Here is a 12,734-nt window from a genome sequence, read left to right on the forward strand (position 1 = left end):
TTGAGAAATTGGGGTTAAGCTACTTAACAATTTTTTTCATTTAAAACAAGTAACTAATTAATAATCCTGCTGACAACAAGAAGCCGAAAATCGTATTTGTCATCGCTGTTGATTTCATTGCGATGCGCATATACCCAGGATCCTTTGCCCCTTTTTTGAAACTTTGAATTGCAGAAATTGGCTTTCTCAAACCTAGGAACATAACTAATGCCCAAGGGCTTATATAACCCATTAATACAATTACGGCAATCCATAAATACGCAATGAAAAAGGCTACCGCTAGTGTGACCACAGCTTTCTCTCTCCCAAGGAGGATTACTAATGTCTTTCTTCCACCTTTAATATCTTCTTCGATATCTCGGATGTTATTCGACATATTGATTGCACCTACTAAAATTCCAATTGGAATGGAAATCAATACACTTTCAATCGTTACAGTATTCGTTTGAATAAAGAAAGCAATGAGTACAAAACATGTTCCCATTAACAATCCAGAAACTAATTCTCCAAACGGGGTGTACGCAATTGGTAATGGACCGCCTGTATATAAATAGCCAACCGCCATTCCAATTAAACCGATGACGACTAACCACCAGCTGCTATTCATACAAATATAAACTCCAATAATTGCTGCTACGACATATAATAAAAGCGCAACTGTTAACACATTTTTTGGCTTCAATCCATGACGGACAATTCCGCCACCGATGCCAACGGATTCAGCAGTGTCTAATCCACGTTTAAAATCATAGTACTCATTAAATAAGTTCGTTGCTATTTGCAATGCTAAACATGCAGCCATCATCGCAATAAATAACAGCCAATCAATTTTGGCAACATAAAGTGATGCCACTGTTCCTAAAATTACAGGAGAAAACGTCGCCGTTAACGTATGCGGGCGCGTCATCTTCCATATTAATTTAGCGGAACTAATTTCTTTTTCTGTCCCCATAACTCTGTTCAATCTCCCAACATTTTAAGTATAAATTACTAGCAGTATCTTTCTATCTATTTTCTGCCACGCATCCATTATAGCAAAAAATGAATTGGTGATAGAACTGTAATGCTTTTGCTTATCCTTCTATCATTTTTGAATTAAGTTTTTCAAGAGAAAATCCGTTGCTCAAATTCGAATAACAGACCTTTTTTATATCAACCAACTTAAAACATCCTCAGCAATCTCTTCTGGTCTATCCCAATGCATTAAATGCCCTGTATCTTTGTAAAACTTAGTCGCAATATCAATATGCTTCTTAAATTCCGCAATCTGCAATTCTCTTATTTTTAAATAATTATGTGGAAGATCACAATACAATAATAAAATATCGCTTTTAATTTTATGAGATTTCAATGTTTTATACACCGTATATTGAAACTTAATGACACCTCTAGCGGTATCGCCATTAGCATGCCATTTCACTTTACTCCCTTCTTCTCGCATTAAGTCATAAACCGCACGTTCTATTAATGGTGACCACCTGCTGTAAGCCAGTTTTTCTGATTGGATGAATGCTTCTTTACTGTCAAAAATATATTCATCAAAATCTTTTTCGTAATGAGTAATTTCTTCTTCTAATGATCGCGGTGGACACTCTCCTTCTTTCGCATCTTTATACAGCTGTGCAAAATAATCTGCATTCATTTTGCCATGATGATAACCACCATCTAATAAAAACATTTTATTCACTTTTTCTGGACGTTTTGCTGCATAGTGAAGCGCAACGCTTGCGCCCCATGAATGTGCTACTATATGAAATGTTTCTTTTCCTATGTGCTCAAGTAATGCTACTACCCAATTTGTTAAATGGACTGCACCATAATCTTCATCCTTCTCAAAATTTGGTGTTTTCCCATGTCCAGGTAGATCAAACGATACAATATGATATTTATCTTTTAAAAACTCCGCTATTTCTATAAAACTTAATTTTGTACTTCCTAAACCATGAAAACAAATGATTTGAGGATTACTTTTATCCCCCCATTCACAAACACTTGCCTTATATTCACCAAATTCTACAAAAAAGTGATTCATTTTTATTCTCCTCTAATGATCAGATATAAATTTGTTTAAATGCCACATTGTTTTTTCAGAATAGATAAATTTAAAAAAATTATCCAAATCCCTTTTTCACAAATGATTTTTGTAGAATGCGAGAGTGAACTCTAGTTGAAAGCACCAAACACTTAACTTCATGTTTATCGATGCTAATATGGTTAGACTACATCTTCACACCCATGAAATGAATATAGTTTAATAATTGTATGATTCGTTTATCATGAATGACATACTATGATTACATTCTTCACGTGAACCGCTTAGTTACCACAATAAATAAAACTTTCTAAGGAGTATTGTCTTTCATGCCATCCCCTCTATTTTTACATAATCAAAGCGTATGAAAATTAGCACTCTTTATTCATTTTCGTGACATCTTACTTTACATGTATTAGCACCGTTTATGTCCATTATGTTGAACTTCCCTCATTTTATATGCTGATGAGATTTTTGAAGGCCATACTTTCTTTATTCATCTCCCTATCATAATGTAGCTATAATTTTTTTATTACTTATGCAATTCCATAAAAGAAAAACAAAATTATTTTTCAGCGTTTATTATCAGTTACACCATTTCGTAATACAAAGTAGCAGCATATGAGCACAAGATTGCGCTTTTTACTCATGCTTCTTTTTATATCAAAAGATACACTTCATATATAAATAGATGAAAAGGAGTAAATAAAATGAATGCATTAGTATCTGCAAGGAATGTGACAAAAATTTATAACAAGAACCAATTACCAGGACTTAATAACGTGTCATTTGATATTCAAGCGGGTGAGTTTGTGGGGATTATGGGAGCCTCTGGATCCGGAAAAACGACTTTATTAAATATTTTATCCACTATCGATACCCCTACAGATGGCGATATTTTTATAAACGGGGTCAATATCCAAACGCTTAACAATAATAAATCTGCTGATTTTAGGAAGGATTACTTAGGTTTTATTTTTCAAGAGTATTTTTTACTTAATAGTTTAACAGTAAAGGAAAATATTGCTGTTCCACTTACGCTGTTAAAAAAATCTCCAAAGGAAATTGAATCCACAATAGAAAATTTAGCAAAGCGTTTTGGTATATTTGAGCAATTAAGTAAGTATCCTAGTCAACTGTCCGGCGGGCAAAAACAAAGGGTTGCAGCTGCAAGAGCCCTTGCGAAGCAGCCTAGTATTTTATTTGCAGATGAGCCAACAGGCGCATTAGATTCAAATTCTGCAACAGAACTACTTCAAAAATTAAAAGAGGTAAATAAGGAACTTCAAACTACAATTTTAATGGTAACTCATGATGCGTACGCAGCCAGTTTTACTAGTAGAATTTTAATATTCAAAGACGGAAACATTATAAAAGAATTAAAGAAAAATAAACAAAATAGAAAAGAATTTTTTGAAGAAATATTAAAAGAAATCTCTAAAATTGATGAAAATCGATATAACTAAGAGCATGAAAGGAAGATTGAACTGTGGGTTTATTTACAATTGCAAAAAAGAATTTAAAAAATAACTTCTCCTTCTATTCATTCTATTTCATTTCAGTAGCTTTTGTACTGACGGTATTTTTCTCCTTTATCTCTTTTTCCATGAACGACATTATCATGGAAAAGATTTCGTCTGACGGTAGAGTAGAAACAATGTCCAAAACAGTGGCAATCTTTGTTATGGCATTTGTACTATTCTATATGTCATACTCTAATACATTTTTTATGAAAAAAAGAATGAACGAGCTCGGTATTTATTCTCTTTTAGGATACAGAAAATCAACGATGCTAAAACTATTAACTTTTGAAAATATTATAGTTTGCTTTGCTGCCCTTCTTGTAGGAATCACTTTTGGTGCTATCGCTCATAAAGGAATTGTGGAAGCAATAATTAAAATACTAAAATTACAAATCGATACTTCTAGAGTACCATTTATTAATCTTGATGCAGTACTATTCACCTTTGTTTTTATCTTTGCTGTTCTTTTTGTTTTATCTTTATCAAATTGGATTATTCTTCAAAAAAGTTCCTTACTAACTTTAGTGCGCATGGAACAAAAGGAAGAAAAAAAGATAAAAATCAATACAGTTTTTTCACTACTAGGATTATTTTTCATTTTAATTGGCTATTTCTTAGCCATCGATATTACACGAGGCACGAACTCTTTGTGGAAAACAATTGGCTTTTCCCCCATCGCCCTCTTAACAATGTTTAGTGTAATATTGGGGACGATTTTCTTTATTCATTCTTTTTTACCATATGCGATTCAAAAATTGAAGAAAAATAAAATATGGTTTTATAAAGAATCCAATATTATTGTCATTCCAAACTTTATATTTAAAATTCGTTCGAAAGCAAAAACTTTCATTTTATTAACCTTATTAACCGCAGGAACTTTAGCTATATTCAGTTCTACTCTACTAACTCTTTACTATCCTGTTGCCGCTACAGAACGGATCGTCCCTTCAGCTATTGAGTTCCCTTTAGACAATAAGGACGTAGCCAATAAAGCACTACAAACTGTACAAAATACTGTCGGTAAAGAAAATACAAGATATACAGAAACAACCATTATTAATGGGAAATCTAATTCTGATAATTTACCTAAAGAATATCGTATAAAAAAAGAACATGGATTTGACCTTATCTCTGAGTCCAATTATAGAGAGTTAATACATGTTCAGGATAAAAATGTAGAATTTAACCATTTAGCTAAAAATGAAAGCATCCTAGTAAAATATCGACCTGAAAAAGAAGACCTAGATAAAGAGAAAATATATACTTTAAATTTAACGCCTACAACTAATATAGATGTTAAAGTAAAAGACACTACATTACTTAATTCAATTGGGTTTGCAAATAGTGTAGGAACGCTTATTATCTCGGATCAACTGTATAAAGAAATAAAAGTTTTAGAGTTACCCCAAAAAACGATAGTAAGTTTTAATGGAAAAGATATGAGGGATAATAAAACAGTTTATGAAAACTTAGCCCCACTATTTAAAAATAATATGTATTTCACAAGTAGTTATCAAAAAAATGATTATATCATTCAGCAAAATAGCTCAACATTCTTACTCATTAGTTTTGTTACTATCATCTTCTTTATTGCAACAGGCAGTATTCTCTATTTCCATAACCTTTCAAGTGTGATGGAAAATAAAAATGAATTTATTATTTTAAATAGAATGGGCTATAACAAAAAGAAGATAAAAAGAATAATAAGTAAAGAAATTTTCACCTTGTTTAGCATTCCTTACATAATAGGATTAGTACATAGCATTTTTGCATTAGTTGCCTATAAAACCGCGTTAATGGATGACCTATTAGGAAAAAGTAGTGCGTTTATATTACCAATTCTTTTCGCAGTAATCATTTTTTCGGTTGTATATATCGTTTATTATTTGTTAACAAAAAGAGCCTGTTATAAAATTATATTTAACAATAAAAAGTAAAAAACTATAAATAAAGCTGATGATAAATAAAAAACATCAGCTTTATCTGTATGTAACCTAACAAAGGTAAGTGAGTTTATGAAAAAATATTATGAACAAAAACAAATTTTAATTTTAATTAACCAACTTTGTATGATTATTTTTTTATGCTACGAATTTTCAATAGACAATATTATAGGAACAGCAAAATTACTCCCTTTATTGCTTATAACGATCATGGCCATTTATGGATCATATATTAGTTTTATCAACTTAAAAAATAATACTCTATTATCACAATTTTCGAGTTTACTACTTTTTACTTCTTGGCAGTTTCTACTTACACTGAATGACGACCGGATTTTTCGTACATTCAGTACACTACTAAGTGTATTCATTCTATATAAAATCGTACAATTTATACTCCTATTCTTTTTCCAAGATTCTATTTATAGTTATAAAAAAGAAAAAGATTGGATTTTACGAATTACATGTTTACTAACATTAGTTGCGTACTTAGTAGATAATAAAATATTTTCCGTTCTATTTTCATTTCAATGGCTTATCAGTGTTAGTTGGATTACTTTTCTATTCCTACAACATCACAAACGAATTAAATTTGTTTTTAAAAGTGAAAAAAAGCATTTACTTACATCTACTGCAATTCTTATCTTTCCCTTTATCGTATATGTTACATTATTTGGGAAGAGTCCCGAATATGTAAATAATTTAGGATGGTACATAATAATTCTGTTCCCCCTATTTAGTATTCATGCAATAGCTTTTAAAAATCATATGTCTATGAAACAATATTTCCCCTTAAAAAAAGGTGCAATTGCTTTTATGTTTGTATGCATTTTTATTTTTATGAGTGCACTTGGGGTACTATTTCAATTTAATATGATTACTTATTTCATTTTTATACATACAATTATTTGGTTCGTTCAGCTTTATTTCACATTATTATTTCAAGACACAAAAAACACTATCTCAAATTTGAATACAAAAGAATTAAAAACTTTGCCAGACAGTTCGTATGTTCATAACTTAGTACAAATCGTAAAAGAAGAACAATTAAAAAGTAGATTTTCCAATTATTTACACGACGAAATACTACAAGACATATTAGCTGTTAAAAATATGATGAACAAATCTAACAAAAAAGAAATTCATGACATGATCGTAGCGACACTGGATAACTTAAGTCATACAATACGCATTGAAATGCAAGAGTATCATCCAACTCTATTAAAAACACTTACATTAAAAGAAAATTATCGTAATTTACTTAAAATGATACAAAAAAAATATGAAACGAAACATGTTAATATATCCTTTACATGTAACGACGACTTGTTTTTAGTAGAACCCTATCACCTTGTCATATATCGAATATTAAAAGAACTAGTAACGAATGCATTCAAACATTCAAATTGTTCAAAGTTACATTTACATTTAGCACAAGAAAATGAGGAAATAAAACTTATTGTGAAAGATAATGGTAAAGGTTTAACAACTACCGAAACAGACATTTTGAATGGTCATAAAGGATTGAATTCGATTAAAGAACAGCTATTTTTATTAAATGGTAAAATGACCATTTCAAATTGTAATCCTTCTGGTTTATGCATTACTATTCTTATTCCGATGAGAGGAGACGATTCCTATAAACATTTTATTAATAGATGATCATGCTTTGTTTGCAAAAAGCTTGGAAATAGCCTTAGAAGATTATCCTGAAATAGATGAATTCCGTTCATTACAAAATATTGAAAATGTCGTTACAATTATTAACCAGTTTAAACCAGATATTATTTTATTAGATATTAATTTAAGCAATATAAGTAGTGAAGATGGTTTAGAAATAGCAAAAATAATATTGGATAGTAAATGTGATACAAAAATTGTTATATTAACCGGGTATGATTTACCTGTTTACCAGTATGAAGCTCAAAAACTAGGTGTAAGTGGTTTTATTAATAAAAATATTTTACCTGAAGTATTGGTACAAATATTAAATGACATTAATAAAGGGGCGTTTCATTTTCCAACCTCTACAGAAACAATTGAAGAATTGACTCATAGTGAAAAACAAATTTTACAATTACTATGCGATGGCTATAAGCGCAAAGAAATCGCTTCTATGTTATACGCTAGCGAACGTACAATTTCTAATCACATTCAACACGTATTTGATAAATTAAATGTTTCATCTTCCTTGGAAGCTGTCACAAAGGGAATAAAGTTAGGTTATATTCAGCCAAATTATTAAACATAGAAAATGAACATATAAAAGAAAGAGCCTACTCGTATGAATTGGCTCTTTCTCTTTTACAATATCTACAAAAATATGATTAAGCGAATAAAAAATCACTTCCAAACAACACCTCGCCTCTCATATTCCATTCGATATTCAACAGCGGCTGCAATTTTAGAACTTGCGAACTTTTCCGTAATCCAAAGTCCTAAATCAATTCCTGAAGCAACTCCTCTTGCAGTTATAATATCGCCTTGATCCACAATTCTGTAAGGAAGAAGTTCTGCTCCATATTTACTCATTTCACTCTGCGCCAAATGATGCATTGTTGCCTTTTTATCATTCAATATACCGGACACGGCTAGTAGCATACCTCCTGTACAAACTCCCGCAACAATCGTTCCTTTATGGTGCATCTCTTTAATCATTTTAGTCAAAGTACCAAGCCCTGCTTGTTTTCGTGCTCCATGCTCTGCTTTATGATTCCAGCCACCACCAGGTACAATTAACAAATCTGGACGATTATTCATTCGTAAAAAATCATGTAATTTAACTGTAACTCCAAACGAAGTAGTAACTTCTTGCTTTCGTTCACTTGAAACGAATTCAACCGTAAATGGAGCTCCTTCTTCTATTGCTCTTTTCAATACTTCAAAAGGTGCAAAAGAGACGAGCTCTCCGAATCCATCAAACAAAACAATTTGTATTTTCATTTTTAGAACACCTCATATGGTTTCTTATTTGAATCCCAAATTAGGAGAATACATGTTATATACAAATTAATAATGAAGATAGACTTTCTCCCCTCACTCTATAAACTTCCAAATGTTCTTCTAATTCCCTCTCATCACTTATTACACTTAGCGTTTTCTTCACAAAATTCCAATTCAAACTACCAGATAGCCAAAGTAATGAAGATAGTCTTTTATAATCATTTGATGTTACAATATTATGAGCCTTATATCCTTCTAAAAATGCACTAGCAACACTTGAACTAACTTCATGCGAATGTATCCCTTCTGTTCGAGAATACCATTTTAGTAAAAAGGCTAGTCCTTCAATACGATCAACATATCCAATCGATTCAAAATCTACAATTCCTTTTATCTGTTCACTTGAGTCCCATAAAACATTCAAAGGATTTAAATCTGTTTGTAGGATAAACTCTAATTCACTCGTATATGCCCACTCTATATGATATGTAGCTAGATTTATATACTCCCGTAATTCTTTGCATGCACTTGCCTTACTTTCTAACATATGAATAAACTGGGCATACCCATCCAAGTGAGATTTCTTTTGAAAAATCGAGCTTTGAAATGTACTAGAAATATCATGGATTTTTCTTGCTTCCGTTCCAAAGGCTTCTGCAATATTTTCTGTACCATGTGTAATATGTTCTCCCTCAATCCAAGTAGACAATACAAATCGGTATTGTTCATCATTCCAAGTGACAAATGTAAATGAATCTCCTGCCTTATTCTTGTTTATCTGCATAAAAGGAATCCCACGCTCGCGTAAATAATACGTAAACCGTACTTGCTCTATCAGTTGTTCGTTTGATAACGCCCCATAAGCTGGATTGATTGTTCGCTTGCTATTTATAAACCTTGCAGAATACCGCTTTCCATTTACCATTATTTTATAATGCAGATCCGTATTCCAACTATCTTTATGTAACTCTTCTTCCACTGCTAGTGAATGAATTTCTTTAAAATAATTTATTAATATGTCTTTTATTATGTGTTTCATTCTATTCCCCTTTTATGTAAAAATTCGTTTTTGTACTTCCGAATAAAAACCTTTTAAAGTGAGGATTTTTTAAGATACACGTAATTTATTCAAATAAAAATCATACTCTACTGCGTAGTAATAATAAAGTTATGTAATTTTGTCGGAAAAATTACAGTAGCCTTCTATCTATGTAGATAAAAGAAGGCTACTGAATGTTTTTTAAAATTTAGTTATTTCATAGTGAATGTATTATTGATTAAATAATACATTTGTTTAATACAAGTACTCAGTAAGAAAAATTAACTGTCATAATGTAATTAACAAAGTGAGGATTTTCATTTAAACTTTATAAAACTCAAATGTATTCTTTTCTAAACATATTGTTTCATCAGAAGTTTTGATAATGATATCAAAATACTGACTATACGAATGCATAAATACTTCATATTGAATCCGGCGTTCTTCATGAGACTGCCTTAAATAATTTATATCAGCTCCCCTTTCATCTATATCCCGGCTTGATCTTCTCATTAGTTCCATTTCGCCATCTGTATAAAAATAAATTTTCAAATCAAATAAATCAGGATTAATAAATGCGGCGCTCATTCCTTCCACAATCGTTACTTTATTTTTCGAAGAAATCAACTTACTTTTCATGTAATGCGTATCTATCGTATAAAAATCTAGCCCCGCTCTAACCATCTGAATATCTCTTTCTAAAGCTGCCAAATTGTGCGCCGCTGGATGACAAGCTGTCATTTTATAACGATGATTTTCATTTTGATACATATAGTGAATCACTGCATGCTTACGAATATCCGAACTGACAATGTAAGGATCTGTATTAATATAATTTACTTCATTTTGATTTAATAGGTTTACGAGTCTATTAGCAAACGTTGTTTTTCCAGCTGCACCATGTCCCGAAATACCAATAACAATTTGTTCATCACTCATCCTTAACCAATTTATGATTTCTTGTAACAATTTATCCATCCTTCTCCCCCTTGCGCTAATATACTACCCTTTATTTAAATATCTAAAAATCTTTTTAATTAATTATACATAAAACGAGAAAGATATTGTGATTATTCATCATACCTTCTCTAATTCTAAACAACTATATTATCTTTTAAATGACTTTATTTTTTGTGAACACCTACACGTTTAAATACATTTCTAACTTTATCACCCTAACAGAATATTCTCTATTTTTCTGATGATTTTTGTAAACCAATGCAGTCATGACTATGTACAATAAAAAAAGAGCCAATCTCCAACACAATAGAAGATTGACTCTTTCCTTTATTTACTCCCCTGTTTCAGAAAATCGCTTTATACGTTCACCAATTTCATCGCGAACACGTTGAAATTCAGACCATTCTTTTCCTGCTGGATCATCAAATCCCCAGTGAACACGATTCACATGCGTCGGAGTAGATGGGCAAACAGAATCCGCATGACTACAAAGCGTAACGACTAAATCAGCACTATTTAAAATGTTTGCATCAATTATATCTGATGTTTGATTTGTTATGTCGATATTTACTTCGTTCATTGCTTTAATTGCGTTTGGATTTACTCCATGTGCTTCGATTCCTGCAGAATACACATTCCACTTATCCCCTAAATATTGTTTACCCCACGCTTCTGCCATTTGGCTTCTGCATGAATTTCCCGTACATAAAAAGTAGATTGTCTTTTTGTTTTCCATGGTATTTTCCGCCTTTATTTTTAAATTTAGACTGGTTGGTCATTAAAATATTTACGTTTAAACCAAAAAGCAACGTTTACAAGTGCAATCATTACAGGCACTTCCACTAACGGTCCGATAACAGCTGCGAATGCTGCGCCCGAATGAATACCAAACACACCAACTGCTACAGCAATTGCTAACTCAAAGTTATTACTACCAGCTGTAAATGCTAACGTTGTTGTTATCGGGTAGTTGGCACCAATTTTTCTTCCCATAAAGAAAGATACAAAAAACATTACAATAAAATAGATTAATAACGGCATCGCTATTCTTACCACATCTAGTGGCATGCTAACAATCATCTCCCCTTTTAAGGAGAACATAATGATGATTGTAAATAGTAATGCAAGTAATGTAAGTGGACTAATTTTAGGTATAAACACCTTTTCGTACCACTGTCTTCCTTTTAACTTAACGAGTACAAAGCGCGTCAACATACCTGCTATAAAAGGAATTCCTAAATAGATACATACTGATTTTGCTACTTCTATCATTGTAATATCGACAATAGCCCCTTCAATTCCTAACCATTCTGGAATTACCGTTACAAACACGTATGCATAAACCGAGAAGAATAACATTTGAAATACCGAATTAAAAGCCACTAAACCTGCCGCATACTCTTTATCACCATCAGCAAGATCGTTCCAAACAATGACCATTGCAATGCAACGTGCTAATCCAATCATAATGAGACCCACCATGTATTCTGGTTTATCAGGAAGAAAAATAATTGCTAACACAAACATAAGTACCGGGCCAATAATCCAGTTTTGTACTAAAGATAGAACTAACACTTTTACATCTTTAAATACTCGTCCCATTTCCTCATAGCGAACTTTCGCTAATGGTGGATACATCATTATAATTAATCCAACAGCAAGTGGAATAGACGTCGTTCCAACCTGTAATGTATTCAATCCGTCTACTACACTAGGGAACACAAACCCTAAACCAATCCCAACAGCCATCGCTAGAAAAATCCATAGTGTTAAATAGCGGTCTAGAAAGGATAAACGTTTCATTTTATTTTCCATCTCCTATTAACAACAAGAATTTTTTTCTACTACGGTAGAAGTCGTACAACAAGATGGGTCTTCTATTTTATGAACATTACTATCTGCTTTTGTATAAAAGAACTCCCACTCATTACCATCGGGATCCGTTACCCAAAACTTATCTTGTACTGCATAGCAACAAGTCGTGTCCATCTCATCACGCGCAAAGAAACCTTCTTTTTCTAATCGTTCTTTATGTAATGTGATTTCTTTAGCTGTATCCACTTGAAAACCAAAATGATTTACCTGATTTCCCTTCACTTCATCTCGTACGTTCAGCGTGAAATTAAGTCCTGGCGTCTCTAATAAAAATTTTGCATAATCTGTTTTCACTTTAACTGGTGATACACCAAATACCTTTTCATAAAATTCAATAGACTTCTCTAAATTCGTAACGTTTATACCAACGTGAACATATCTCATCCTTATTCCTCCTCTTTATATATCATTAATCAATT

12 protein-coding genes are annotated in these 12,734 nt (G+C 31.8%); 4 read left to right on the plus strand and 8 right to left on the minus strand.

The window, feature by feature from the left end:
- Window positions 1–40: 40 nt before the first annotated feature.
- Window positions 41–952, minus strand: coding sequence for a 1,4-dihydroxy-2-naphthoate polyprenyltransferase (gene menA / locus GBN91_RS11020; protein WP_152121487.1), 912 nt, complete (start codon window positions 950–952; stop codon window positions 41–43).
- Between the two features lie 195 nt (window positions 953–1,147).
- Window positions 1,148–2,032, minus strand: coding sequence for an alpha/beta fold hydrolase (locus GBN91_RS11025; RefSeq protein ID WP_152121488.1), 885 nt, complete (start codon window positions 2,030–2,032; stop codon window positions 1,148–1,150).
- Between the two features lie 710 nt (window positions 2,033–2,742).
- On the opposite strand from GBN91_RS11025, the gene GBN91_RS11030 reads away from it, so the two are divergent.
- From GBN91_RS11030 to GBN91_RS11045, 4 genes are all read left to right on the plus strand, one after another.
- Window positions 2,743–3,498 carry an ABC transporter ATP-binding protein gene (locus GBN91_RS11030; RefSeq protein ID WP_152121489.1) on the plus strand — a complete coding sequence of 252 codons (756 nt, stop codon included), beginning with the start codon at window positions 2,743–2,745 and terminating at the stop codon, window positions 3,496–3,498.
- A 23-nt stretch (window positions 3,499–3,521) separates the two neighbouring features.
- Entirely contained in the window at window positions 3,522–5,492 is a 1,971-nt protein-coding gene (locus tag GBN91_RS11035; RefSeq protein ID WP_152121490.1) for an FtsX-like permease family protein, read from the plus strand.
- Window positions 5,493–5,570: 78 nt separating this feature from the next.
- Entirely contained in the window at window positions 5,571–7,160 is a 1,590-nt protein-coding gene (locus GBN91_RS11040; RefSeq protein WP_152121491.1) for an ATP-binding protein, read from the plus strand.
- Window positions 7,138–7,743, plus strand: coding sequence for a response regulator transcription factor (locus GBN91_RS11045; protein WP_152121492.1), 606 nt, complete (start codon window positions 7,138–7,140; stop codon window positions 7,741–7,743). Before GBN91_RS11040 ends, GBN91_RS11045 begins: the two co-directional genes overlap by 23 nt.
- 98 nt (window positions 7,744–7,841) lie before the next feature.
- Here the strand turns inward: GBN91_RS11045 and GBN91_RS11050 are convergent, their stop codons facing one another.
- The 6 genes from GBN91_RS11050 to GBN91_RS11075 all read right to left on the minus strand — a co-directional run bounded on the left by GBN91_RS11050 (window position 7,842) and on the right by GBN91_RS11075 (window position 12,699).
- Complete coding sequence (locus GBN91_RS11050; RefSeq protein WP_152121493.1) at window positions 7,842–8,441, minus strand: DJ-1/PfpI family protein; 600 nt, start codon at window positions 8,439–8,441, stop codon at window positions 7,842–7,844.
- Window positions 8,442–8,496: 55 nt separating this feature from the next.
- The gene (locus GBN91_RS11055) at window positions 8,497–9,480 is read right to left on the minus strand and encodes a phosphotransferase enzyme family protein (protein ID WP_152121494.1); all 984 of its coding nucleotides are present in this window, start codon (window positions 9,478–9,480) and stop codon (window positions 8,497–8,499) included.
- Between the two features lie 321 nt (window positions 9,481–9,801).
- Window positions 9,802–10,458, minus strand: coding sequence for a uridine kinase family protein (locus tag GBN91_RS11060; protein ID WP_071679839.1), 657 nt, complete (start codon window positions 10,456–10,458; stop codon window positions 9,802–9,804).
- Between the two features lie 313 nt (window positions 10,459–10,771).
- Window positions 10,772–11,176 carry an arsenate reductase (thioredoxin) gene (gene arsC, locus GBN91_RS11065; RefSeq protein WP_049108408.1) on the minus strand — a complete coding sequence of 135 codons (405 nt, stop codon included), beginning with the start codon at window positions 11,174–11,176 and terminating at the stop codon, window positions 10,772–10,774.
- Window positions 11,177–11,202: 26 nt separating this feature from the next.
- Window positions 11,203–12,243 (minus strand): ACR3 family arsenite efflux transporter, encoded by a 1,041-nt coding sequence (gene arsB, locus GBN91_RS11070; protein WP_152121495.1) that lies wholly within the window; start codon window positions 12,241–12,243, stop codon window positions 11,203–11,205.
- A gap of 18 nt (window positions 12,244–12,261) precedes the next feature.
- Entirely contained in the window at window positions 12,262–12,699 is a 438-nt protein-coding gene (locus tag GBN91_RS11075) for an ArsI/CadI family heavy metal resistance metalloenzyme (RefSeq protein WP_152121496.1), read from the minus strand.
- Window positions 12,700–12,734 lie beyond the last annotated feature (35 nt).

This window comes from Bacillus sp. B1-WWTP-T-0.5-Post-4 (assembly GCF_009183795.1).
Lineage (GTDB): Bacteria > Bacillota > Bacilli > Bacillales > Bacillaceae_G > Bacillus_A > Bacillus_A cereus.

What these genes read in the sequence shown, in the direction of transcription:
- arsC (WP_049108408.1), bottom strand. Translation starts at nt 11,176, where the DNA reads ATGGAAAACAAAAAGACAATCTACTTTTTATGTACGGGAAATTCATGC.
- GBN91_RS11050 (WP_152121493.1), bottom strand. Translation starts at nt 8,441, where the DNA reads ATGAAAATACAAATTGTTTTGTTTGATGGATTCGGAGAGCTCGTCTCT.
- arsB (WP_152121495.1), bottom strand. Translation starts at nt 12,243, where the DNA reads ATGAAACGTTTATCCTTTCTAGACCGCTATTTAACACTATGGATTTTT.
- menA (WP_152121487.1), bottom strand. Translation starts at nt 952, where the DNA reads ATGGGGACAGAAAAAGAAATTAGTTCCGCTAAATTAATATGGAAGATG.
- GBN91_RS11030 (WP_152121489.1), top strand. Translation starts at nt 2,743, where the DNA reads ATGAATGCATTAGTATCTGCAAGGAATGTGACAAAAATTTATAACAAG.
- GBN91_RS11060 (WP_071679839.1), bottom strand. Translation starts at nt 10,458, where the DNA reads ATGGATAAATTGTTACAAGAAATCATAAATTGGTTAAGGATGAGTGAT.
- GBN91_RS11025 (WP_152121488.1), bottom strand. Translation starts at nt 2,032, where the DNA reads ATGAATCACTTTTTTGTAGAATTTGGTGAATATAAGGCAAGTGTTTGT.
- GBN91_RS11055 (WP_152121494.1), bottom strand. Translation starts at nt 9,480, where the DNA reads ATGAAACACATAATAAAAGACATATTAATAAATTATTTTAAAGAAATT.
- GBN91_RS11075 (WP_152121496.1), bottom strand. Translation starts at nt 12,699, where the DNA reads ATGAGATATGTTCACGTTGGTATAAACGTTACGAATTTAGAGAAGTCT.
- GBN91_RS11040 (WP_152121491.1), top strand. Translation starts at nt 5,571, where the DNA reads ATGAAAAAATATTATGAACAAAAACAAATTTTAATTTTAATTAACCAA.